Genomic DNA, 24,184 nt, shown 5'->3' on the forward strand with positions numbered 1-24,184 from the left:
GTCAGAACGAAAAACCGGTCTCGTTGCGACGCAGGTCGGCGTCGACCATCATCTGGCACAGCTGTTCGAGCGACGTCCCGGCCTTCCAGCCCAGCTCGCGCTGCGCCTTGGACGGGTCGCCGATCAGCAGGTCGACCTCGGCCGGACGGTAGAACTTCGGCGACACGCGCACGAGCAGCTTGCCGGTACGGGCGCAATGCCCCGTCTCCTGCTCGCCCTTGCCTTTCCACTCGACGTCCAGGTTGGCGCCGCGGAAGGCCATGGTGACGAAGTCGCGCACGGTTTCGGTGCGATTGGTGGCCAGCACGAACGTATCGGGCTCGTCGGCCTGCAGGATGCGCCACATGCCTTCCACGTATTCGCGCGCATAGCCCCAGTCGCGCTTGGCGTCCATGTTGCCCAGTTCCAGCACATCCAGCTTGTTCAGGACGATCTTGGCGACGGAATCCGTGATCTTGCGGGTGACGAACTCGCGGCCGCGCAGCGGCGACTCGTGGTTGAACAGGATGCCCGAGCTGCCGAAGATGCCATAGGACTCGCGGTAGTTCACGGTCATCCAGTGGGCGTACAGCTTGGCGACGCCGTACGGGCTGCGCGGGTAGAACGGGGTCGACTCGACCTGCGGCACGGCCTGCACCTTGCCGAACATCTCGGACGTGGAGGCCTGGTAGAAGCGCGCTTTCGGGTGGACGATGCGGATCGCTTCCAGCAGGTTGACGGCGCCGATGCCGGTGATCGAGGCGGTGGTCACGGGCTGGTCGAACGAGACGCCGACGAAGCTCTGCGCGGCCAGGTTGTACACCTCGTCGGGACGGGTGGATTCGATCAGGCGGATGCTCGAGGAGAGATCGGTGAGGTCGTATTCGACGAGGTTCAGGTTCGGATGCTGCTCGATACCGAGTTCGGCAATGCGCCAGAAATTAACCGAGCTGGACCGGCGAAAAGTGCCGGTCACCAGGTAGCCCTTTTCGAGGAGCAATTGTGCCAGATAGGCTCCATCCTGCCCGGTAATACCGGTGATCAGGGCCTTTTTTGTTGTTTGCATGTTCTTGGTGATCCAGTGGTGGTCCGTAGCGGCCGCCGCAACAGCCGAGGCGGGTCGGCATGCGGATTGTCGGCCGCGCTGGCGCGGACCAGATAATTTTCCAACAACCCCGCATTGTAACAGAGTGGTGCTTGGGCCCTTGCACAAAAGAAATCGTGCAAAAGAAACAATATGTACTCGTCTATTATCGCCTGAAAGCCCGCAAACACGTCGCGTGATTACGCATTGTTACGAGTCCCTCAAGCTTTATTACATATTCACGAAATGTCGGGAACTTCTACATTTCAATGACAAAAGGGCCGCAATGGGCCCTTTTGAGTCATTTCGTCACAGGTGGCAAATCTACAACACAAAGGTGTCGTATCAACGCTCCGAGACGGCGTCGACGACGCACAGCGCCGTCATGTTGACGATGCGGCGCACGGTCGCCGACGGGGTCAGGATGTGCACCGGACGCGCGCAGCCCAGCAGCACGGGGCCGATGGCGACGCCGCTGCCGGCTGCCGTCTTGACCACGTTGTAGGCGATGTTCGCGGCCTCGATGTTCGGCATGACGAGCAGGTTGGCGTCGCCCTTCAGCGTCGATTGCGGCATGATCTTGGCGCGCAGCTTCGCATCCAGGGCCGTGTCGCCGTGCATCTCGCCGTCGACTTCCAGGTTCGGCGCCTTTTGCTGGATGAGGCCCAGCGCGGCGCGCATCTTCTTGGCCGACGCGCTGTTCGACGTGCCGAAGTTCGAGTGCGACAGCAGCGCCACGCGCGGCGTGATGCCCAGGCGCTCCAGTTCCTCGGACGCCATCAGCGTGATCTCGGCCAGCTCTTCGGCGGTCGGATTCTCGTTGACGTGCGTGTCGACCATCGCGATCTGGCGCTCCTGCGTGATGATGAAGTTCAGCGCCGCATAGACGTTGCTGCCGGCACGCTTGCCCAGCACCTGCTCGATGTACTGCAGGTGCACGTCGGTCGTGCCGTAGGTGCCGCAGATCATGCCGTCGGCGTCGCCCTTGTGGATCATCATCGCGCCGATCAGCGTATGACGGCGGCGCATCGCCAGCTTGGCGAGGTCTTCCGTGACGCCCTTGCGCATCACCATCTGGTGGTACGACTGCCAGTAATCGCGGTAGCGCTCGTCGAAGTCGGGGTTGATGACGTCGAAGTGCTTGCCCTGCTTCAGGCGCAGGCCGAATTTCTCGATGCGCTTTTCCAGCACGGCCGGACGGCCGACGAGGATCGGGCGGGCCAGGTTCTCGTCGACGACGACCTGCACCGCGCGCAGCACGCGCTCTTCCTCGCCCTCGGCGAAGACGATGCGCTTGCGCTCGGCCGGCGCGCTCTTGGCGATCTGGAACAGCGGCTTCATGAAGCTGCCGCTGCGGTAGACGAATTGCTGCAGGCTCTCGGCGTACGCGGCCAGGTCGGCGATCGGACGGGTGGCGACGCCGCCGTCCATCGCGGCCTTGGCGACGGCCGGCGCGATGTGCGTCAGCAGGCGCGGGTCGAACGGCATCGGGATCAGGTATTCCGGACCGAACGACAGGTTCGAGATGCCGTAGGCGGACGCCACGATGTCCGACTGTTCGGCGTGGGCCAGGTCGGCGATCGCGTGCACGACGGCGATTTCCATCTCGCGCGTGATCGTCGTCGCGCCGCAGTCCAGCGCGCCGCGGAACATGTACGGGAAGCACAGCACGTTGTTGACCTGGTTCGGGTAGTCCGAACGGCCGGTGGCGATGATGACGTCGTCGCGGACGGCCTTCGCGTCTTCCGGCAGGATTTCCGGGTTCGGGTTGGCGAGCGCCAGGATCAGCGGGTTCGGCGCCATCTTCGCGACCATCTCCGGCTTGAGCACGCCTCCGGCGGACAGGCCCAGGAAGATGTCGGCGTCGGGGATGATCTCGGCCAGCGTGCGGTGCGGGGTGTCCTGCGCGAAGCGTTCCTTGTCCGGGTCCATCAGCTCGGTGCGGCCCTTGTAGACGACGCCGGCGAGGTCGGTCACGTAAATATTCTCGATCGGGAAGCCGAGGTCGACGGCCAGGTCGAGGCAGGCCAGCGCCGCCGCGCCCGCGCCGGACACGACCATCTTGCACTTCTTGAGATCCTTGCCGACGACCTTCAGGCCGTTCAGGATGGCGGCGCCGACGATGATCGCGGTGCCGTGCTGGTCGTCGTGGAAGACCGGGATCTTCATGCGCTCGCGCAGCTTGCGCTCGATGTAGAAGCACTCGGGCGCCTTGATGTCCTCCAGGTTCACGCCGCCGAACGTCGGTTCAAGCGCGGCGATCACCTCGATCAGCTTGTCCGGATCGGTTTCGTTGATCTCGATGTCGAACACGTCGATGCCGGCGAACTTCTTGAACAGCACGCCCTTGCCTTCCATGACCGGTTTCGAGGCAAGCGGGCCGATGTTGCCAAGGCCGAGCACGGCGGTACCGTTCGAGATCACCGCGACCAGGTTGCCGCGCGCCGTATATTTATACGCCGTGGAGGGGTCCTTGACGATTTCTTCGCACGGCGCGGCGACGCCCGGCGAGTACGCCAGGGCCAGGTCACGCTGGTTCAAGACGGATTTGGTCGGGGTGACGGCGATCTTGCCGGGAGAGGGAAACTGGTGGTACTCGAGCGCGGCAGCCCGCAGTTGTTGACGTAGTTCTTCTTTTTTATCGATTGACGAATCCATGCTTTGCAGCCTTCCTGAACTGACCGGGGGTCTCCGATTTTAGCAGAGTGTCACCGCGCACCGTCTACGTATTTCTTGGTATCGACAGTAGTGACCGGAGGCAGGTAGCATGGCACCTGCCTCCGCTTCTCTCCCGTTTCCGCTTCAGGCGGGCGCTTTCGGGAAGTCCACCACCGTATCGTTGATGCGGTTCAGCAGGTTCGTGAACGTGATGCTGGTGACCGCGAAGATCGTGTCCACCACCTGCGTATCGGTGTAGCCGGCCGCCCTGAACGCATCCACCACCGGCTGCGGCACGGTGCCGCGGGTGCCCGCCACTTCACGCACGAACGTCGACAGCGCGTCCAGTTTCGCATCGCCGCCCGGGTTACCCTTGCGTGCGGCGAGGATCGCCTCCGGGCCCAGGCCGGCCATCTTGCCCATCAGCGTGTGCGCGGCCAGGCAATAATCGCAACCGCTCACTTCGCTGACGGCCAACTTGATCACCTCGATCTCTTTTTTCGACAGGCTCGTGTCGGCCAGCTTCGCATCGAAGCTCAGCAGCGCCTCCAGGGCCACGGCGCTGTTGCTGCCGATCGTGTCGTACGCGTTCGGGACCTTGCCCAGTTTCGCTTTGATGGCGGTGAAGAGTTCGGCGGTACGGCCGGTGGCGTTGGTACCCAGTGCGTTAAGACGGCTCATGATCTTTCCTTTCGTTGTGGGTTGGTGTGGAAAGAAGTCTAGGCCTTCGGACTAGTACGATGAATGCCCGGATGCTGCGATAATTTGCCCGATCGTCTCATCTGATAAAAACATGGATACCCTGAGCCGCCTGCTGTCCCTCTACACGATCCGCACCTCCCTCGACATCCGCTGCGAACTGGCGGCGCCCTGGGTGCTGGACGAACCCGCCGCGACGCCGGGCGTGGCGCCATTCCACGTGATCGTCGAAGGCGGCGCGCGCGTCGACGTCCCCGGACACGCCACGCTGGACCTGGCCACGGGCGACGTCGTCGTCTTCCCCAGCGGCAGCGCGCACCGCCTGCACGCGGGGCCGGCCGCGGACGCCGCCCCGGTGCGGTCACTCGGCGCCGACGGCCCGCTGCAACGCAAGGGCAACGAGGGCGATGGCCCCGCCACCGCGATCCTGTGCGGCAGCTTCGTGTTCGACGGCGCCGCGCGCCAGGCCCTCGCGCGCGCCCTGCCCGACGTGATGGTCGTGCGCGCCAGCCGCGCCGATGACTTCCCCGGCCTGCATGCGCTCGTGCGGCTGCTGCAGCACGAGACGACCGCGGTGCGGCCCGGCGGCGACGTCGTCGTCGCCCAGCTGTCGGGTGCCCTGTTCGCGCTGCTGCTGCGCGCCTGGCTGGCCGGGACCGGTCACGAGGCGCCCGGCCTGTTCGCCATCCTGGCCGACCGCCGCCTGGGCAACGCGCTCGCCCGCATGCTGGAATCGCCCGAACGGCCGTGGAAGGTGGAGGACCTGGCCGAGGCCTGCCACATGTCGCGCGCCACGTTCGCCCGCCTGTTCGCGCGCCTGTGCGGCATGCCGCCGGCCGACATGCTGACCCAGCTGCGCATGGCGCGCGCCGCCCGCGCCCTGCTGCAGGGCGAAGGCGCCGTCGGCGACGTCGCGCTGGCCGTCGGCTACCAGTCGGAGGCGGCGTTCAACCGCGTGTTCAAGCGCCATTACGGGATCGGCCCTGGCGGCTACCGGCGCGCGGCCCACGTGGCGACGGTCACGGATTAGAATCGCGGCATGCTCTCCGAATTCGATCTCATCAAACGCTACTTCCAGCGCGACCGTGCGCCCGGCCCCAACACCTTCCTGGGCATCGGCGACGATTGCGCGCTGCTGTCCCCCACGCCCGGCAAGGTGCTCGCCATCTCGTCCGACATGCTGGTCGAGGACCGCCATTTCTTTGCCGGCGCCGACCCGTTCACGCTCGGGCACAAGTGTCTCGCCGTGAACCTGTCGGACCTCGCCGCGATGGGCGCGCGGCCGCTGGGCTTCACGCTGGCGCTGTCGCTGCCCGTGGCGGAACCCGACTGGCTCGACGCCTTCTCGCGCGGCCTGTTCGCGCTGGCCGACGCCCACGGCTGCGAACTGGTCGGAGGCGACACGACCAAGGGCCCGCTGAACGTCTGCATCACGATCTTCGGCGAACTGGCGCCCGGCCAGGCACTGCGGCGCGACGCGGCGCGCGCGGGCGACGACATCTGGATCTCGGGCACGCTGGGCGATGCGCGCCTGTGGCTGGCCGCGCGCCGCAGCGAAGTCGCGCTGGATGCAGCGGACCACGCCGCCACCGGCCAGCGCATGCACGCGCCCACGCCGCGCGTGGCGCTCGGGCGCCTGCTCGCGGAAGGCGGCCTCGCGCACGCCGCGCTCGACATCTCGGACGGCCTCGTTGGCGATGTGAAGCACATACTCGCCGCGTCGCGCGTGGGCGCCGTGCTGGACGTGGACGCGCTGCCGGCCGGCCCGGCGCTGGCCCGCCAGCCGGTCGGACTGCGCCGCCGCTTCGCCGCGGCCGGCGGGGACGATTACGAACTGTGCTTCACGGCGCCGGTGGCGCAGCGCGATGCCATCGTGGCCGCCGGCACGGCCTGCGGGACGGCCGTGACGCGCGTGGGGTCGATCACTGCCGAACCGGGCCTGTGCCTCGTCGACGCGGACGGGGCGGCGCTGGATTTGCAGCTGGCCGGCTGGGACCACTTCAGTCCGGGCTGACCTACGCCGCTTCCTCGTCCCCCCGCGGCGTCTTGCGGTCGTCGTACGGCCCGTGCGTGAGCCAGTACTGGCGGAACGCGAGCCGCACGTTGTCGCGCAATTCCGTCTCGTTCCACGGCTTCGTGTAAAAACGGTAGATGGCGCCCCGGTTGATCGAATCGAGCACCGTCTCCACGCCCGTGTAGCCGGACAGGATGATGCGCATCGTGTCCGGATACATCTCCTTGACCTTGCTGAGGAATTCGGTGCCGTTCATCCCGGGCATCTTCTGGTCGCACAGGATCACCTGCACGTGGTACAGCGCCAGCAATTCAAAACCCTCGGACGGCGACGCGGCCGTCAGCACACGGTAGTTGTCGCGCCTGAACAGCCGGTGCAGCGCGCCCAGCACGTTGACGTCGTCGTCCACCAGCAGCAGCGTTTGGACGTTGCGGTCGTCCTCCGCGGGCCGCGTGGGCTGGGCGCGGTTCTCCAGCACCAGCCGGGCCAGGTCGGCCGGCAGCAGCGCGCGCGAAAAATGAAAACCCTGGATCTCGTCGCAGCGGTGACGGCGCAGCAGCGCCATCTGCGCGCGCGATTCCACGCCCTCCGCGATCACTTGCATGTGCAGGCTGTGCGCCATGCTGATGATGGCCAGCGCGATCGCCGCGTCGTCCGGGTTCGTCGTGATGTCGCGCACGAACGCGATGTCGATCTTCAGCTTGTCGATCGGGAAGCGCTTCAGGTACGCGAGGCTCGAATAGCCGGTGCCGAAATCGTCGATGGCGATGCGGATGCCCAGCGCCTTCAGGCGCTCGAGCACCTGCACCGTGTGCTCGAAGTTCGACATCAGCGCGCTTTCCGTCAGCTCCAGTTCGAGCAGGCCCGGGTCCACGCGGTGCTCCGCCAGCGCCGCGCGGATGTCGCCTTCCAGGTCGCCCTCGACGAACTGGCGGCTCGACACGTTGACGGCCACGCGCACGTCGCGCACGCCTTCCGCGTTCCAGGCGGCGATCTGGCGGCAGGCCTCGCCGATGATCCACGCGCCCACGCGCACGACCATGCCCGTGTCCTCCATGACGGGCACGAATTCGGCCGGGTACACGAGGCCCACGCCGGGACGGCGCCAGCGCAGCAGCGCCTCCACGCCCGTCACGCGCCCCGTGTTCAGGTCCAGCTTGGGCTGGTAGTGCAGCTCGAACTGCTCGCCGTCGATGGCCGCGCGCAGCGCCAGTTCCAGGTCGAGCCGCGCCAGCACCTGCACGTTCATCCCGGCCGTGAAGAAGCGGTAGCCGTCGCGGCCCGCCTCCTTCGCGCGCACCATCGCCACGTCCGCGTATTTCACCAGCGTGCCCGGGTCCGTGGCGTCGTCCGGGTACATCGCGATGCCGATGCTGGCCGTCAGCACGGCTTGCTGGCCATTCAGGTCGAACGGCGCGCGCAGCGCCTCGCGCACCTCGTTGGCGACACTGACCGCTTCGTCCTCCGTCTGCTCGCGCGTCATCGTCAGGATCAGCGCGAACTCGTCGCCGCCCAGCCGGCCGATCGTGTCGCGCAGGCGTACGCAGCGCACCAGTCTCGTGCTGAACTGGCGCAGCAGTTCGTCGCCCAGCGCGGGGCCGAGCGAGTCGTTGACGATCTTGAAGCGGTCGAGCGTGATGAACAGCACGGCGATGCGCCAGTTCTTGTCCTGCGCGAGCTCGATGGCGTCGCGCAGCGTATGGAAGAACAGGCTGCGGTTCGGCAGGCCGGTCAGGCTGTCGTAGTTCGACATGTGCTTCAGGCGCTGCGCGGCCTGCAGGCGCTCGCTGATGTCGCGCGCGACGGCGATCAGGATGCGGTGGCTGTTGTCCTGCTGCTGCAGCTGCCAGCTGATCTCGACCGGCACCGCGCCCTGCCCGTCCGAGCGCAGCAGCTCCGTCTCGACGATGTCGTGCTCGCGCGACGTGGACGCCGGGTCCGCATAGCGTTCGAGCTGCGCGCGTTCCGCGAGGCCCAGCGCCACCGGATCGATGCGCAGCAGCGCCTCGCGCGAAAAACCCAGCATGCGGCAGGCGCCGTCGCTCACGTCGATCATCGCCATCGTGCGCGCGTCGACGAGGAAGATGGCGTCGGTGGTCGCGTCCATCGCGCCGCGGAAGCGCTGCAGCTCGGCCGTCCGCTCGCGCACCGTGCGCTCCATGCGCGCGCCGTAGTCCTGCGACTCCTTGTGGAACAGCCGCACTTCGAGCAGGTTGCGGATGCGCGTCAGGACCTCCACCGTGTCGAACGGCTTGCCGATGAAGTCGCGCGCGCCCGCTTCCAGCGCGGCCAGTTTCTTGTCCGGCTCCGCCGTCACCACGAGCACGGGCAGCCAGGACTCGCGCTCCATCGGCTTCAACGCTTCCATCACCTGGAAGCCGTCCATGTGCGGCATCTGCAGGTCGAGGATGATCAGGTCGTAGCGGTGCTGCAGGTGCAGCGCGGCCACCTGGCGCGGGTCGGTGGTGCTGGCGACTTTCTCGTAGCCGCTGGTCTTGAGCAGGAACTCGAGCAGCTGCACGTTCACCGGTTCGTCGTCGACGACGAGGATGTGCGCGTGGCGGATGTCGGCGGGGGAAATCATGGGGTCGTCCTCATTCGGGCTGACAGTACGGCGTCGATCGCCTCGTTGAACTGGCCGATGTCGATCGGCTTGGTCAGGTAGTACGTGAAGCCGGCCGCCAGCGCGCGGTCGATGTCGGAGCGCATGGCGTTGGCGGATACCGCGATGGCCGGGATCCGCGCGGTCTCGGGTTCGCGGCGCAGCTGCGCCAGGACCTCGAACCCGGAGAGGCCGGGCAGGTTCAGGTCCATCAGGATGATGTCGGGTTTCTGGCTGCGCGCGAGCGACAGGCCGAAGTGGCCGTCCGGCGCGCTCACGAGGCGCAGGTCGGACCGGAAGCGCACGATCTCCTGCACGAGCTTCAGGTTGGCCGGATTGTCTTCGATGTACAGCACCGTATGCGGCTCTCCGGGTCCGGCGCCGTCCGCCGGGACGGGCACCGACCGCGCGGCAGGCGGAGCGGCGGGCAGCGCGCCATCCGTACCGGCGACGGCCAGCTCGATCCAGAACACGCTGCCCACGCCGGGGCTGCTGGTCACGCCGATCTCGCCGCCCATCAGCTCGACGAGGCGGCGCGTCACCACGAGGCCGATGCCCGTGCCTTCCTGCGTGCCCGCTTCCTGGCCCAGGCGGTTGAAGGGCTGGAAAAGCCCCGCGACCTGTTCGGGGCTCAAGCCCATGCCCGTGTCCTGCACCGACAGGCGCAGGCGCTGCGGCGCCGGTTGCGCGCAATCGACGACGATGGCGCCGCCGTCGCGGTTGTACTTCACCGCGTTCGACAACAGGTTCAGCAGGACCTGCTTCAGGCGCGTGCGGTCGGCCTGCAGGCGCGCCGTCGGCGCCTCCGGGAACAGCACGCGCACGCCGCGCGCGGCGGCCAGCGGCGCGATCATGCCCTCGCATTCGGCGAGCACCTCGGCCAGCAGCACCGGTTCCATCGACAGGCTCACGGCCCCCGCCTCGACCTTGGCCAGGTCGAGGATCTCGTTGATCAGGGTGAGCAGGTGCCGGCCGGATTTCAGGATGTGGCCGGAGAATTCGAGCTTCTGCTCCGGCGTCGTCGGCATGTCCTTCGATGCCAGGATCTGCGCGAACCCGAGGATGGCGTTCAGCGGCGTGCGCAGTTCATGGCTCATCGACGACAGGAACGCGGACTTGGCCTGGTTGGCATTCCGCGCCTCGTCGATCGCGAGTCCCAGTTCCGAATTGGCGAGCTCCAGCTGGGCCGTGCGTTCCTGCACGCGCGCTTCCAGGCCTTCGTTCAGGCGCACGATCTCGCGGTTCGAGTCTTCCAGCGCGCGTGTGCGCTGCTCGATCTCGGTCAGCATCGCGTTGAAGGAGTCGACGAGTTCCGCCGCCTCGTCCTCGCTGATGCGCGGCGCGCGCCGCGAATAGTCGCGCCGCGCCACGACCTCGCGCGCGATCCTGGTGATGGCGTCGATGGGCGTCGTGATCGTGTGGCCGAGACGGCGCACGAGCAGCCACGCGGTGAACAGGGCCAGCACCGTCACGCACGCGCAGATGACGAGATAGTCGCGCATGCGTTCCATCAGCTGGTTTTCCGAGCGCAGATAGACGGTGCCGAGCAGGTCGCCGTTTTCGCTGATCGGCTTGTACAGCACCAGCTCGTCGCCGCTCCCGACATAGGTTTCCGTGCCGCCCGCATGCACGGACCGGCCGCCCTTCGCGGGCCGCGCCGGGAACGTGCTGTCCGCGCCGGGCGCCACGTAGGTCGCGAACAGCGCGCCCTTCTCGTCGTAGATCGCGGCGGCGCGCACCGACGGCCGGCTGCGCAGCAGGGCCAGGTTCTCGCGCGCCAGGCGCGCATCGTCGAAGGCCAGCGCGGCCGACGTCATGTGCCCCACCAGTTCGGCCTGCGTCGCGAGGTCGTTCAGCAGCGCATGTTTATAGCTGCGCAGGTCGTACACGACGACGGTGCCGACGGACACGGCCAGCGCGGCGAGCGTCGTCGACATCACGATCGTGACGAGTTTTTCCCGAATGGAGCGGCGCGGACGGATCATGGCGTCACCACGTCGCCAGCGCCAGCAGGCGCGCGCTGATGCGCAGTTGCGCGGCCATCGCTTCGAGCCGGTCGATGCGCAGCCGCAGGCGATCCCCGTCCGCCACGAGTCCGACGACGCAACCCGGTTCGGGGACGCCGTCGCACACCGTCAATACGGGCTGGCTGCGCACGGCCGCGAGCAACCGGCCGCGCGCGGGCGATGCGGCCACGTACAGGACGTGCAGGCCGGGCGGCAGCGCGCGCGGGTCGACGCGGCGGACCGCCAGCTGGCGGCCATGCACGAGGCGACCCGTCATGAACTGTGCGGCTTCGATGGCCAGCGCGTCGTTGCCGGCGACGCCGACCAGCAACGGGCTCCCGGCGCGTGCGAACGCGGCGTCCGGCCAGTCGACGAACGTGGCCACACGGTACAGGTAGGCCGCCTTGAGCTTGTGCTCAGGCGCGCCAAGCGGGCCTGTGCCGGCCTGGGCGGCACCCGCGAAGATCAGCAGGCACAGCGCCGCCCGGCGGACAGGCCGCGCGGCTGCGCGTGAAAAGACCATCATGAGTACGCTGGCCCCGGATGGTCATGCGCGAAACGGTCGAGCGGCATGCGAGGTCCTGGTTCGGTCAATGAACAAGAAGCGGGCCAGCCCGCAAGGCGAGGAGGATAGCAGCACGACCGGGGATGATGTCGCACGGAACGGGGCCTGCCATTTACAGCGGTAAAGACATTTGCGTTTGTAAGGACGGCAAAGGCATAACCGCAAGAATGGCTTTTCGTTAAGATTCCGACGCCGCAGGGCGGGAAGGCGCGCTAGAATGGACGCGAGCGCGCAGCGGAACGTTTCCGCGACCGGCACACGGCGGCGCCTCGGTTGGATCCTGGAGACCTGGCGGTTCTCTGCTACCGCCATTACAAGGAGGAGCGACACGTGACGAACGACATCATCGACCTGGCCACCCGTGTGGGCCGGGCACTCGAATCCAAGAACCTGCTGCTGGCCACCGCCGAATCCTGCACCGGCGGCGGCGTCTCCCAGGCCATCACGGAAATCCCCGGCTCGACCGGCTGGTTCGAATGCGGTTTCGTGACGTATTCGAACGCCTCCAAGACGGAAATGCTGGACGTGCCGGCCGCGCTGATCGCGCAATTCGGTTCCGTCAGCGAGGAAGTCGCGGGCGCGATGGCCGAGGGCGCGGTCGCCAACAGCAACGCCGACGTGGCCGTATCCACGACCGGCATCGCCGGCCCGACCGGCGCCGTACCCGGCAAGCCCGTGGGCACGGTGTGCTTCGGCTGGTCGAAGGGCGACACGACGTACACCGAACGCCTCGTGTTCTCCGGCGACCGCCACGCGGTACGCGAGCAGACGGTGGCGCACGCGCTGGCCGGCCTCTTGCGGCTGCTCGAGTAAGGATGCGCCGTCTGGCCGCGGCCGCGCTCCTGGCGGCCGCTTCCTTGAACGCGGCCGCAGCAAGTCCGGACCAGGGCATCACCGTGTACGCGGCCGGCGACATCGCGCGCTGTGCGTACCGCGATCCGGCGTATTCGGGCGCGGCCGACACGGCCGCCACCGTCGCCGCCGGACTCGCGCAGGACCCGCGGGCCGTCGTGCTGGCGCTGGGCGACCTGACCTATCCGCGCGGCGCCATGAAGGAATTCACCGGCTGCTACGCGCCGACGTGGGGCCGCTTCAAGGACCGCACGTGGCCCGCACCCGGCAACCACGAGTACTACACGCCGGGCGCGAAGCCCTATTTCGACTGGTGGGGCGCGCGCGCCGGCCGCGGTTACTACAGCTTCGAGCTGGGCACCTGGCACATCGTCTCGCTGGACAGCAACCTCGCCCCGGCCCAGCACGCGGCCCAGCTGGACTGGCTGCGCGCCGACCTCGCCGCCCACCCCGCGCGCTGCACGCTCGCCTACTGGCACCATCCGCTGTACAGCTCGGGCGGCCACGGCAGCATCCCGAAGATGCGCGACGCCTGGCAACTGCTGTACGCGGCCGGCGCCGAGCTGGTGCTGTCCGGCCATGACCACGACTACGAACGCTTCGCCCCGCAGGACGCGGATGGCCGGCTCGACCCGACGCACGGCATCCGCCAGTTCGTCGTCGGCACCGGCGGCGCGTATCCGACGCCATTCCTGTTCACCGTCGCGCACAGCGAAGTCCGCGACAGCAACCGCACCGGCGTGCTGCGCCTGCGCCTGTACGCGGGCGGCTACGGCTGGGAATTCGTCGAGTCGACGCGGCTCGCGTCCTTCAGCATCGCCCCGCCCGACCGCGGCAGCGCCGCCTGTCATTAAAAAACGGAGCCCGCATGAAACGCCTCCTGTCCTGCTTGTTTCTGTCCCGATTTTCCCTGCTCCTCCTCCTCGCAGGGCCGACGGCAGCGGCCGAGGTGCCTGAGGTCCGCTACGACAAGACGACGCTCCCCAACGGCCTGGAAGTGATCCTCGTCGAGGACCACCGCCTGCCCATCGTGGCCGTCAACATCTGGTACCACGTCGGCCCCGCCAACGAGGCGCCAGGACTCACCGGCTTCGCCCACCTGTTCGAGCACATGATGTTCGCCGGGACGCGGCACCTGCCGCGCGGCCTCGCCGACCGCCTGCTGGAAGGCGCCGGCGCCACCGACAGCAACGGCAGCACCGACTACGACCGCACCAATTACTACGACACGGTGCCGGCTAACCAGCTCGAACTCGCGCTGTGGGTCCACGCCGACCGCATGGGCTACCTGCTCGACGTGCTGGACCAGGCGGCGCTGTCGAACCAGCAGGACGTCGTTCGCAACGAGAGGCGCCAGAGCGTCGAGAACCGCCCGTACGGCGTCGTCGAGGAAGCGCTGAACCACGCGCTGTTCCCGAAGACGCACCCGTATTACGCGGCCGTCATCGGCTCGCACGCCGACATCCAGAACGCGAAGCTGGCCGACGTGCGCGACTTCTTCAAGCGCTACTATGGCCCGAACAACGCCAGCATCGTCATCGCCGGCGACATCGACAAGGTCAAGACGCGCGCCCTCGTCGCGAAATACTTCGGCAGCTTCAAAAAGAGCCCGCCGGTCGTGCATCCGAAGGTGGCCACGCCCGCCATCACGCGCGAGCGCCGCATCACGGTACCGGACCGCGTGGAGCTCCCGCGCCTGTACATGGCGTGGCTCACGCCGCCGGCCTTCCAGCCGGGCGACGCCGAGCTGGCGGTGACGGCGCAGATCCTCGCCGGCGGCAAGTCCAGTCGTCTGTATAAAACCCTCGTGTACGAGCGCCAGATCGCGCAGGAAGCGGCGGCCGCGCAGAATTCGAACGCGCTCACCTCGACCTTCATCGTCGACGCGACCGCACGCCCGGGCCACGAACCGTCCGAGCTGGAGACGGCGATCGATGCGGAACTCAAGGCGCTGCGCGACGCGGGACCGTCCGAACAGGAAGTCGAACGCGCGCGCAACACGATCGAGACGGCGATGCTGACGTCGATCGAAAAGCTGGGCGGCACCGGCCTCGCGAACCAGATCAACCAGTACAACCAGTACACGGGCGACCCGGGCTACCTGCCGAAGGACATCGAGCGCCTGCGCCGCGTCACCGCCGCCGACGTGCGCCGCGTGGCGCAGGCCTACCTGCAGCCGAACGCGCGCGTGATCGTCGCCGGCATACCGGGCAAGCCGGACCTCGGTCCAGACGTGCCGGCGCCGCCCCAAGTCTCGAAGGCCGGCAGGACCGACCGCGCCGCCGGCATCAACCACGACGAAGCGTGGCGCCGCACGCCGCCGAAGCCGGGCCCGGTGCCGCGCTTCACGCTGCCGCAAGGCGACGCGTTCAAGCTGCCGAACGGGCTGACCGTCATCGTCCACCCGAACCCCGCGCTGCCGCTCGTGGCGGCGGAACTGGTCGTGAAAAGCGGCTCCGACGCCAATCCATCCGACCAGCCGGGCCTCGCCGGCTTCACGGCGCAGATGCTGGACGAAGGCACGGCCATCCGCAGCGCGCCGCGCATCGCCGACGAGATCGCGCAGCTCGGCGCCTTCCTCGGCAGCGGGAGTACGGCGGACGCGTCGACCGTGTCGCTGCTCGCGCTGCGCTCCACGTTCCCGCAGGCGCTGGACGTACTGGCCGACGTCGTGCTGCATCCGGCCTTCCCGACCGCCGAAGTCGAACGGCAGCGCGCCTCCCGCATTGGCGAACTGACGCAGCAGCGCGACGATCCCGCCCTCGTCGCCGCCGTCGCCGCGGCCGGTGCCCTGTACGGCCCGGATCATCCATACGGCTACGGCCAGCTGGGCACGGAACAGGCGATCCGCGCGACGACGCGCGAAGACCTCGTGCGCTTCTGGCGCCGCCACTACCTGCCGGGCAATGCGGCCCTGGTCGTCTCCGGCGACATCACGGCGGACGAGCTGCACACGCTGGCGGCGGCCCGCTTCGGCGGCTGGGAACGCGCCGATGCGGCCGTGACGTCGGTCGGCGATCCATCCGGCACCCGGGCGCGCCTCGTCGTCGTCGACAAGCCGGGCACGCCGCAGACGGCGCTGCGCGTGACGACCATCGCGGCCGCGCGCAGGACGCCGGACTATCCGGCCATGCAGGTGATGAACGCGGCGCTGGGCGGCCTGTTCTCGAGCCGCATCAACCTCAACCTGCGCGAAGAAAAGGGCTACAGCTATGGCGTGTTCTCGGCATTCCGCTACGACCGCACGCCGGGCCCATTCACCATCGCGGGCAGCGTGCGCACGGACGTCACGGGGCCTGCCGTCGCCGAGATCTTCAAGGAAGTGAACGGCATGCGCGACAAGCCGCTGCCGGGCCCCGAACTCGGGGGCGCGCGCGACTCGCAGGTGTATTCGCTGCCGGGACAGTTCGAAACGAACAGCGGCATCGGGGCGAGCCTGGCCGAGACCTTTGTGTTCGACCTGCCGGCGGATTACTGGCGCACCCTGCCCGACCGCTATCGCGCCGTGACGGCGGCGCAGGTGCAGGCGGCGGCGCAGAAATACTTGAAACCCGAGCAGTTGAAAGTCATCGCCGTCGGGGATCGGGCGGCGATTTTGCCGCAGTTGCAGAAGCTCGGGCTGGGGCAGCCCGAAACGCGCGATACGGACGGCCAGCTTCCGTAACGCATCGCTTCACCACGCTTGCATACGATATGGCTTGCGTCCGCCACGTCTATGCGATTAACATGTGAACAGTTCTTCAAACGTTAAGCATGAGCATCCCACCCGACATCGACAACGCGGTCGACGAACTCGCCGACCTGTTCCACCTGCTGGGCGACCCCACGCGGTTGCGGATCGTGCTCGCCTGCCTGGCGCAGCCGACGGCCGTGGGCGACATCGCCGGCGCGTTGAACCTGTCCAGTTCGCTGGTCAGCCACCACCTGCGCCTGTTGCGCGCGGCCCGCATCGTCAAGGCGGAGCGCCAGGGCAAGCAGGTGTTCTATGCGGCCGCCGATGCCCACATCAGCGGCCTGCTCTCCAATATGTTCGAACACATCGCCGAACCCACCACCGGACTGGACGCATGAGTCACCACCATTCCCACGGCCATGGACATGGCCATCATCATCACCCGACGCCGGGCGACAACGGTCGCGCGTTCGGCATCGCCATCGGCCTGAACACCGCGTTCGTCGCCATCGAATTCATCTACGGCTTCATCGCCAACTCGACGGCGCTGATGGCCGATGCCGGCCACAACCTGTCCGACGTGCTGGGGCTGGGCCTCGCCTGGGGCGCCGCGCTGCTGACGAAGAGCGCGCCCACGCGCCGTTTCACGTACGGCATGCGCGGCACGACCATCCTGGCCGCCCTCGCCAACGCCCTGCTGCTGATGGTGGCCTGCGGCGCCATCGCGTGGGAAGCCGTGCACCGCTTCGCCCATCCGGAACCGGTGGCCGGCACGACGGTGTCCATCGTCGCCTTCGTCGGCGTGCTGATCAACGGCTTCTCGGCCTGGCTGTTCGTGGCCGGCAGCAAGGACGACATCAACGTGCGCGGCGCCTACCAGCACATGGCGGCCGATGCCTTGCTGTCGCTGGGCGTCGTCATCTCCGGCGTCGTGATCATCTACACGGGCTGGTCGTGGCTCGACCCGGTCGTCAGCCTCGTGCTCGTCGTCGTGATCGTCGTGGGAACGTGGTCGCTGCTCAGGGAATCGATCCAGATGGTGCTGGCGGGCGTGCCGGCCAGCGTCGACGCGACCGGCGTCACTGCCTACCTCGCCGCGCAACCAGGCGTGACCGAAGTGCACGACGTGCACATCTGGGCGATGAGCACGACGGAAACGGCCCTCACGGCCCACCTCGTGATGCCGGACGGCTATCCGGGCGACGCGGCCATCGACAGCATCGTGGAACACCTGCGCGAATATTTTTCCATCCACCATTGCACGCTGCAGGTGGAACAAGGAACGACCAAGCACCGCACTTGCAGCCTGCACGATGGACTGGAGGCGCATGCGCACGATGACCACGACCACAACCACGACCACGACCATCCCCACGGTCACTCGCACGCGCATTAAAAAAGACCCGCATGCAAGCGGGCCTTGTCGTCGAGGGAAGCCTGATCAGCCGGCCAGGTCCGCGTACAACGCCGTACTGAGATAGCGCTCGCCGAACGACGGGATGATCGTCACGATCAGCTTGCCCGCATTTTCCGGCCGTTTGGCGACCTGGATCGCGGCCCACAGGGCAGCGCCGGACGAGATGCCGACCAGCAGCCCCTCCTCGCGCGCGGCCGCACGAGCCGTCTCGAAAGCATCCTCGTTCTTGACGGTGATGACTTCGTCGTAGGCTTTCGTGTTCAGCACGTCCGGAATGAAGCCGGCGCCGAGGCCCTGGATCGGGTGCGGGCCCTTCGTGCCCTTCGACAGGATCGGCGACGCTTCCGGTTCCACGGCGATGGCCTGGAACGACGGCTTCCTCGCCTTGATCACTTCGGCCACGCCCGTGATCGTGCCGCCCGTGCCGATGCCGGCCACGAGGATGTCGACCTTGCCGTCGGTATCGCGCCAGATTTCCTCGGCCGTCGTGCGGCGGTGGACTTCCGGGTTGGCGGGATTGTTGAACTGCTGCGGCATGAAGCAGTTCGGGTCGGCCGCGACGATTTCCTCGGCGCGGCGGATGGCGCCCAGCATGCCTTCCGGCCCCGGCGTGAGCACCAGTTCGGCGCCGTACGCGCGCAGCAGCATGCGCCGTTCGTTGCTCATCGTTTCCGGCATGACGAGGCGGCAGCGGTAGCCGCGCGCCGCGCACACCATTGCCAGCGCGATGCCCGTGTTGCCGCTGGTGGGCTCGACGATGATGGTGTTCGGGCCGATCTTGCCGGCCTGCTCGGCCGCTTCGATCATGGCCCAGCCGATCCGGTCCTTGACGCTGTGGGCCGGATTGTAGAACTCGAGCTTGGCGGTGAGGTCAGCGCCGGCGCCCTGCGCCAGGCGGCGGATCCGCACCAAGGGGGTATTGCCGATCAGTTCCGTCACGTCGTTCGCGATGCGCATGCAGTCCTCCTGGTTGATGAGTTTTGACTTATTTGACCTTCAGGAGTTCCACGTCGAAGATCAGGTCGGAATCCGGCGGAATCGAACCGCCGCCGGCGCCGCGCTTGCCGTACGCGAGTTCGCTCGGGATGATCAGCGTGCGCTTGCCGCCCACCTTCATGCCCTGCACGCCCTGCTCCCAGCCCTTGATGACCTGGCGCGCGCCGAGCTGGAACTCGAGCGGTTCGCGGCCCGCGTCCAGCGACGAGTCGAATTTGCGGCCGCGTTGCCTGGCGGCCAGCGGCTTGTAGAACCAACCCGTGTAGTTGACGACGACCGTGCTGCCGACGCTGGCTTCGGCACCCTTGCCGATCACGTGGTCGATGACCTGCACCTTCGGCCCTTGCTGTTCCTGGCCAGCGGGCGTCGGGTCGACGGGATTGTTCGGGTTACCGGGATGGGCCGCGTTGGCGGTGGCCTGGGCCGGGTCCTTGGGACCTTGCAGGCCGTCGCCGGCCTGCTGGGATGCGTCCTGCGCGTTGGCGGCGACGGCCGCCAGCAGCAGGCTGGCTACGGCAATACGACGGATCATGGAGCCTCTTTTCACGAATCAGTAAAAAACTGATCCTATGATAACAAGGCCTCTTCCACTTGGACAGCGTCGACGGATTCGGTTACATGTACCGGCACGGCATTCGCCTCCTCCGCCATCTTGCGCAGCATGTGGCCGGCCGCGACCATGCCGAACGTCGCGGTGACGACCATGCTCGAGCCGAAGCCGGCGCAGTTCAGGCCCGTGATGCTGTTCGCGTCGACTTCGCAGGCGTCGCCGGACTGCGGGTAGCGCAGCGGTTCCATCGAGAACACGGCGTCGATGTGGTACTTGTTCTTCTCGCCGCGCGCGAAGCCGTAGCGGGCACGCAGGATCTTGCGCACTTTTTTCAGCAGCGGCTCCTGCTCGGTACGGGCGAGGTCGCGCACTTCGATCCTGGTCGGATCCAGCTGGCCGCCGGCGCCGCCGATGACGATCAGCGGGATCACATGCTGGCTGCAGTAGGCGATCAGCGCGGCCTTGGCCTGGACGCTGTCGATCGCGTCGACGACGTAGTCGAATCGGGCCGCGCCGGGCTTGTTCGTCCCGATCATCTGCGGGATGTTGTCCGGATCGATGAAGTCTTCGACGAGCTCGACTTCGCAGTACGGATTGATGAGCGCAATGCGCTGTTTCAGCGCCTCGATCTTGGGCATGCCGACCGTGGTCGACAGGGCCTGGATCTGCCGGTTGATGTTGGATTCGGCCACGTTGTCGAGGTCGATGAGCGTGAGCCGGCCGACGGCGCTGCGGGCCAGCGCCTCGACGATCCAGGAGCCGACGCCGCCGACGCCGACCACGCAAACGTGCGCCGCACGGAACCGTTCCAGTGCACGCTCGCCGTAGAGGCGGGCAATGCCGCCGAAGCGCCGCTCGAAGTCGACGTCATCGAAGAGGGAGGTGGAAATCGTAGTCATGATCCCTTCATTTTACCGGACGGAATGGCGCTCATTGCTCTAAAATAACTTTCAGTCAATCAAAAAATTTCCGCATTCCGCACGTCCACAACAGCGATCATGAACAACCTTCTAGCCGACCCCGCTCCCGATTTCGACCAACCCGTCGCCGTCCTCGAACATTGCCACGGCCGCATCCGCAAACAGCTTGCGACCATCGAAAAACTGCTCGCCCACCTGCCCGAACACGGCGCCGACGAGCAGGCACGCCAGGCGGCAACGGCCGTACTGAAATACTTCGACAAGGCCGCCCACCTGCACCACGAAGACGAAGAGCAGGACCTGCTGCCGATGCTGCTCGCCGTCGCCAAGGGCGAGGATGCGGCCACGCTGCAGGCGCTCGTGCCCGTGATCCTGCAGGAACACAAGGACATGGATGCGATGTGGCAAGACCTGCACGAGCAACTGACGGGCATCGCGGACGGCGGCGGCACGCAGCTGTCGGCTTCGATCGTGCGGCGCTTCGTGCAGGGCTATCACGGCCATATGGAACGCGAAGAAGGCATCGTCGCGCCGATGGCGCTGCGCCTCTTTGGTCCGGATCAGATGGCGCGCCTGGGCGGCGCGATGCGCCAGCGCCGCGGCCTCGAACAGGCGGTGGCCCCGGCACCTTCCATCGGCGAAAAAGTCGCCGACCTGCGCAAGGATTACGGCCAGGCTCGCCTGGACGAAAGCGACGTCGCCGACGACCCGATGGACCAGTTCACGCGCTGGTTCGAGGAAGCGCTGAAGGCCGAAGTGAACGAGCCGAACGCGATGAGCGTGGCCACCGTGGGCGAGGACGGGCGGCCGACGTCGCGCATTGTTCTCGTCAAGCAATTCGACGCGCGCGGCTTCACCTGGTACACGAATTACGACAGCCAGAAAGGCAAGCAGCTGGCAAGCAAGCCTTTCGCAGCTCTGCTATTCTTCTGGAGTGAACTTGAACGGCAGGTGCGGATCGAAGGCAGGGTTGAGCGCACGAGTGCCGAGGAAAGCGATAAGTATTTCAACAGCCGACCATTGAAAAGCCGGCTGTCGGCGATCGCGTCCGAACAAAGCGAGCCGATCGCAAACCGTGCCGCCCTCGAAGAACACTACGAGGAAGTGGCGCGTCAATATGGCGAAGCACCGCCACGGCCACAACACTGGGGCGGTTTTCGCCTGGTGCCGGAACGGATCGAGTTCTGGCAGGGGCGGCGTTCACGCTTCCACGACCGCATCGTCTATATGCGGCAGGAAGATGGCAGCTGGACGCGGCAACGTTTGCAACCCTGACCCGGTGCATCCGGTTCAGGATCAGCCGGAGAAGACGCGTGTTCGATCAAATGAAGCTTTCCGCCTGGACCTCAGGCATACGCAGTAAATTCAACCTGCCCCTGCGCGTGGAATTATGGAACGGCGCGCAGGTGGACTTGTCCCCTGAGCAGCCACGCGTGAAAATCCGCGTCCCGAACCCGGGCGGCCTGCGCTACCTCCTCGCGCCGTCGCTGGGCAACCTCGGGGAAGCCTATGTCGAAGGCGCGCTCGAGATCGAAGGACGCGCGGCCGACATGATCCAGGTGGGTTCCGCCCTCGCGGAAACGACGGGCAAGCCGGCGCGCGCGAGCCGCGTCGCCAGCGCTGCCCTGCGCCTCGTCTCGCCGCACACGCGCGAGAAGGATGCCGAGGCAATCCGCTACCACTACGACGTCTCCAACGAGTTCTACAGCCTGTTCCTCGACCCGGCCATGGTCTATTCCTGCGCCTATTTCGAGAACGGCGACGAGGACCTGGCCACCGCCCAGCAAAAGAAGATCGACCACATCCTCACCAAGATCGGCGTGCAGCCGGGCCAGACGCTGCTCGACATCGGCTGCGGCTGGGGCGCGCTCGTGATCCGCGCGGCCAGCAGGTTCGGGGCGCGCTGCGTCGGCGTCACGCTGTCCGAACGCCAGTACGAGCTGGCGCGCGAGCGCGTGGCTCAGGCCGGGTTGCAGGACCGTGTCGAGATCCGCTTGCAGGACTACCGCGACGTCGCCGGCAGTTTTGACCGCATCACGAGCGTCGGCATGTTCGAGCACGTGGGCGTGGACAATTTACCGGAATACTTCCGTCGCATCGGCAAGCTGCTGGCGCCGGGTGGCGTCGTGATGAACCACGGCATCACCACGACCGATGTCGAGCAGCGCAACAGCCCGCACGGCAGTGGCGAGTTCATCGACAAATACGTGTTCCCGCACGGCGAGCTGGCGCATCTGTCCACCGTCATCCGCACGATGCAGGAAGGTGGACTCGAAGTCCGCGACGTGGAAAACCTGCGCCGCCACTATGCCCGCACGTGTGCGCTGTGGACCGAGAATTTCGAGAACAATGCCGACCGCATCCGGGCGACGTGCGATCCGAAGACGTTCCGCATCTGGCACGTCTACCTGGCCGGCTGCGCGTACGGCTTCGCACACGACTGGATCAGCCTGTACCAGATCGTGTGCGGCAAGGCGGGCGAGGAACCGGACCTGATTCCGTGGTCGCGGCGGTACATGTATCGTTAGCGCTATTTCACCCGGTCCGTGAACATCTTGCGGAACTTGGCCACCTTGGGCGCCACCACGAACGCGCAATACCCCTGCAACGGGTGCTGCGCAAAATAATTCTGGTGGTAGTCCTCGGCCTTGTACCACGGCTCGGCCGGCAGCACCTGCGTGACGATCGGCGCATCCCACACGGCGGCCATCTCGGCCATCACCTTGCGCGCCGTCGCTTCCTGTTCCGGCGACGTGAAGAAGATCACCGAGCGGTATTGCGTGCCGACGTCGTTGCCCTGGCGGTTCAGCGTCGTCGGGTCGTGGATGGTGAAAAAGATTTCCAGGATGTCGCGATAACTGATCACGTTCGGATCGAATTCCAGACGCACGACTTCCGCGTGGCCCGTCGTGCCCGCGCACACCTGCTCGTAGGTCGGCGCAGGGGCCTCGCCGCCCATATAGCCCGATTCCACGCGGAAAATACCGCGCGCTTCCAGATAGACGGCTTCCAGGCACCAGAAACACCCGCCGCCCAGGATGGCCACTTCGGTTGCTGATTGCTGGCTCATGCTGACTCCTCGAGGGATAAATAGTTGTCCATGGTTTCACTGTAAACGAAAGTGCGCGGTCGTGCAGGCTCGGGGAGGCTGCGGCCATTGATGGCATAATGCGCGCATGAACACCAGCTCACCTCGCGCCACCACGCGCGGTTTCGATTCCGCCCATTTTCGCCAGGCCCTGTCCCAATTCGCGACCGGCGTCACCGTCATCACGACCCGCCTGGGCGACGGCAAATTCCGCGGCCTGACCGCGTCCTCTTTCAATTCCGTATCGCTGGAGCCGCCGCTGGTGCTGTGGAGCCTGTCGAACGTCGCCAACAGCCTGCCCATCTTCACCGGCAATTCGCACTACGTCATCAACGTATTGTCCGCCGGCCAGGAAGAGCTGGCGCGCCGGTTCTCGCGACGCGGCCACGATCCGTTCGAAGGCGTCGAGTACGAATTGTCGCGCACCGGCCAGCCGATCCTGAAAGGCGTCTCCGCCTGGTTCGAATGCCACAACCGCAGCCGCTACCCGGAAGGCGACCACGTGATCTTCGTGGGCGAAGTGGAAGACTGCGCCGTGCACCCGCAGTCCGCCCTGCTGTTCCATGGCGGGCGCTTCGGCAGCACCTGATCCCTGTTTGAAAAATGAAAATGCCTGTCGCAGTTTGAAAAGATGCGGCGGGGCTGGGTTTCTATAATGGATCGACCCGGGCGGCCATCCATTCGCCCGCCACATTCTTACAAAGATTGAGACAGGAGCCCCATGAGCCGTTCCGATACGCCCCGCAAAGCCCAGTTCCATTGGGATGACCCGTTGCTGCTGAACGAGCAGTTGCTCGACGAAGAACGCATGGTGCGCGACGCCGCCGCGGCCTATTGCCAGGACAAGCTGCTGCCGCGCGTCCTCGAAGCCTTCCGCCACGAAACCACCGACGCGTCCATCTTCCGCGAGATGGGAGAGCTCGGCCTGCTGGGCCCGACCATCCCCGAGCAATACGGCGGCCCCGGCCTGAACTACGTCAGCTACGGCCTGATCGCGCGCGAAGTCGAGCGCGTCGATTCCGGCTACCGCTCGATGATGAGCGTGCAGTCGTCGCTCGTGATGGTGCCCATCTACGAATTC

General features: G+C 66.7%; 21 protein-coding genes. 11 read left to right on the top strand and 10 right to left on the bottom strand.

Annotated features, from left to right (window positions below):
- Position 1: 1 nt before the first annotated feature.
- The 3 genes from gmd to QPK29_RS30585 all read right to left on the bottom strand — a co-directional run bounded on the left by gmd (position 2) and on the right by QPK29_RS30585 (position 4,402).
- On the bottom strand, positions 2 to 1,045 hold the full coding sequence (gmd, locus tag QPK29_RS30575; protein WP_371772094.1) for a GDP-mannose 4,6-dehydratase: 1,044 nt from the start codon (positions 1,043 to 1,045) through the stop codon (positions 2 to 4).
- Positions 1,046 to 1,408: 363 nt separating this feature from the next.
- The gene (locus QPK29_RS30580) at positions 1,409 to 3,721 is read right to left on the bottom strand and encodes an NADP-dependent malic enzyme (protein WP_056124587.1); all 2,313 of its coding nucleotides are present in this window, start codon (positions 3,719 to 3,721) and stop codon (positions 1,409 to 1,411) included.
- Between the two features lie 144 nt (positions 3,722 to 3,865).
- A complete protein-coding gene (locus tag QPK29_RS30585; protein ID WP_056124590.1) occupies positions 3,866 to 4,402 on the bottom strand; it encodes a carboxymuconolactone decarboxylase family protein in 537 nt (178 codons plus the stop codon).
- A 112-nt stretch (positions 4,403 to 4,514) separates the two neighbouring features.
- Between QPK29_RS30585 and QPK29_RS30590 the strand changes: the two genes are divergently transcribed.
- Both QPK29_RS30590 and thiL read left to right on the top strand, forming a co-directional pair.
- On the top strand, positions 4,515 to 5,450 hold the full coding sequence (locus QPK29_RS30590) for an AraC family transcriptional regulator (protein ID WP_160409467.1): 936 nt from the start codon (positions 4,515 to 4,517) through the stop codon (positions 5,448 to 5,450).
- A gap of 9 nt (positions 5,451 to 5,459) precedes the next feature.
- Positions 5,460 to 6,434 carry a thiamine-phosphate kinase gene (gene thiL, locus QPK29_RS30595; protein ID WP_160409468.1) on the top strand — a complete coding sequence of 325 codons (975 nt, stop codon included), beginning with the start codon at positions 5,460 to 5,462 and terminating at the stop codon, positions 6,432 to 6,434.
- Position 6,435: 1 nt separating this feature from the next.
- Here the strand turns inward: thiL and QPK29_RS30600 are convergent, their stop codons facing one another.
- The 3 genes from QPK29_RS30600 to QPK29_RS30610 are packed head-to-tail and all read right to left on the bottom strand — an operon-like array spanning position 6,436 to position 11,568.
- On the bottom strand, positions 6,436 to 9,018 hold the full coding sequence (locus tag QPK29_RS30600) for an EAL domain-containing protein (RefSeq protein ID WP_371772093.1): 2,583 nt from the start codon (positions 9,016 to 9,018) through the stop codon (positions 6,436 to 6,438).
- The gene (locus QPK29_RS30605; protein WP_371772092.1) at positions 9,015 to 11,021 is read right to left on the bottom strand and encodes an ATP-binding protein; all 2,007 of its coding nucleotides are present in this window, start codon (positions 11,019 to 11,021) and stop codon (positions 9,015 to 9,017) included. The genes QPK29_RS30600 and QPK29_RS30605 overlap by 4 nt, the downstream gene beginning before the upstream one ends.
- Before the next feature lie 4 nt (positions 11,022 to 11,025).
- The gene (locus QPK29_RS30610) at positions 11,026 to 11,568 is read right to left on the bottom strand and encodes a YfiR family protein (RefSeq protein ID WP_371772091.1); all 543 of its coding nucleotides are present in this window, start codon (positions 11,566 to 11,568) and stop codon (positions 11,026 to 11,028) included.
- Positions 11,569 to 11,937: 369 nt separating this feature from the next.
- On the opposite strand from QPK29_RS30610, the gene QPK29_RS30615 reads away from it, so the two are divergent.
- The 5 genes from QPK29_RS30615 (at position 11,938) to QPK29_RS30635 (ending at position 17,528) form a co-directional block, all read left to right on the top strand.
- Complete coding sequence (locus tag QPK29_RS30615; protein WP_036236278.1) at positions 11,938 to 12,420, top strand: CinA family protein; 483 nt, start codon at positions 11,938 to 11,940, stop codon at positions 12,418 to 12,420.
- Positions 12,421 to 12,422: 2 nt separating this feature from the next.
- Entirely contained in the window at positions 12,423 to 13,313 is an 891-nt protein-coding gene (locus QPK29_RS30620) for a metallophosphoesterase family protein (RefSeq protein WP_160409469.1), read from the top strand.
- Between the two features lie 14 nt (positions 13,314 to 13,327).
- Entirely contained in the window at positions 13,328 to 16,123 is a 2,796-nt protein-coding gene (locus tag QPK29_RS30625; RefSeq protein WP_371772090.1) for a M16 family metallopeptidase, read from the top strand.
- 89 nt (positions 16,124 to 16,212) lie between these two features.
- Positions 16,213 to 16,530, top strand: a complete 318-nt coding sequence (locus QPK29_RS30630; RefSeq protein ID WP_036236165.1) for an ArsR/SmtB family transcription factor — start codon at positions 16,213 to 16,215, stop codon at positions 16,528 to 16,530.
- A complete protein-coding gene (locus tag QPK29_RS30635; protein WP_371772089.1) occupies positions 16,527 to 17,528 on the top strand; it encodes a cation diffusion facilitator family transporter in 1,002 nt (333 codons plus the stop codon). Before QPK29_RS30630 ends, QPK29_RS30635 begins: the two co-directional genes overlap by 4 nt.
- Positions 17,529 to 17,573: 45 nt before the next feature.
- On the opposite strand, the gene cysK is transcribed toward QPK29_RS30635, so the two are convergent.
- The 3 genes from cysK to tcdA are packed head-to-tail and all read right to left on the bottom strand — an operon-like array spanning position 17,574 to position 19,994.
- Positions 17,574 to 18,506 carry a cysteine synthase A gene (gene cysK, locus QPK29_RS30640; protein WP_371772088.1) on the bottom strand — a complete coding sequence of 311 codons (933 nt, stop codon included), beginning with the start codon at positions 18,504 to 18,506 and terminating at the stop codon, positions 17,574 to 17,576.
- Between the two features lie 28 nt (positions 18,507 to 18,534).
- Complete coding sequence (locus QPK29_RS30645; protein WP_371767228.1) at positions 18,535 to 19,077, bottom strand: FKBP-type peptidyl-prolyl cis-trans isomerase; 543 nt, start codon at positions 19,075 to 19,077, stop codon at positions 18,535 to 18,537.
- 35 nt (positions 19,078 to 19,112) lie between these two features.
- On the bottom strand, positions 19,113 to 19,994 hold the full coding sequence (gene tcdA / locus QPK29_RS30650; protein ID WP_371772087.1) for a tRNA cyclic N6-threonylcarbamoyladenosine(37) synthase TcdA: 882 nt from the start codon (positions 19,992 to 19,994) through the stop codon (positions 19,113 to 19,115).
- Positions 19,995 to 20,093: 99 nt separating this feature from the next.
- Here tcdA and pdxH point away from each other — a divergent pair, with 99 nt between their 5' ends.
- A complete protein-coding gene (gene pdxH, locus QPK29_RS30655) occupies positions 20,094 to 21,290 on the top strand; it encodes a pyridoxamine 5'-phosphate oxidase (RefSeq protein WP_371772086.1) in 1,197 nt (398 codons plus the stop codon).
- Between the two features lie 38 nt (positions 21,291 to 21,328).
- The gene (locus tag QPK29_RS30660) at positions 21,329 to 22,543 is read left to right on the top strand and encodes an SAM-dependent methyltransferase (protein ID WP_056124620.1); all 1,215 of its coding nucleotides are present in this window, start codon (positions 21,329 to 21,331) and stop codon (positions 22,541 to 22,543) included.
- Positions 22,544 to 22,545: 2 nt separating this feature from the next.
- On the opposite strand, the gene msrA is transcribed toward QPK29_RS30660, so the two are convergent.
- Positions 22,546 to 23,085, bottom strand: coding sequence for a peptide-methionine (S)-S-oxide reductase MsrA (msrA, locus tag QPK29_RS30665; protein WP_371772085.1), 540 nt, complete (start codon positions 23,083 to 23,085; stop codon positions 22,546 to 22,548).
- A gap of 106 nt (positions 23,086 to 23,191) precedes the next feature.
- Here msrA and QPK29_RS30670 point away from each other — a divergent pair, with 106 nt between their 5' ends.
- Both QPK29_RS30670 and QPK29_RS30675 read left to right on the top strand, forming a co-directional pair.
- On the top strand, positions 23,192 to 23,692 hold the full coding sequence (locus tag QPK29_RS30670; protein ID WP_056124627.1) for a flavin reductase family protein: 501 nt from the start codon (positions 23,192 to 23,194) through the stop codon (positions 23,690 to 23,692).
- A 132-nt stretch (positions 23,693 to 23,824) separates the two neighbouring features.
- Positions 23,825 to 24,184, top strand: a 360-nt coding sequence (locus QPK29_RS30675; protein WP_400189900.1) for an acyl-CoA dehydrogenase family protein, incomplete at its 3' end; no start/stop codon positions are given.

It is taken from the genome of Massilia orientalis (assembly GCF_030411975.2).
GTDB lineage: Bacteria > Pseudomonadota > Gammaproteobacteria > Burkholderiales > Burkholderiaceae_D > Telluria > Telluria orientalis.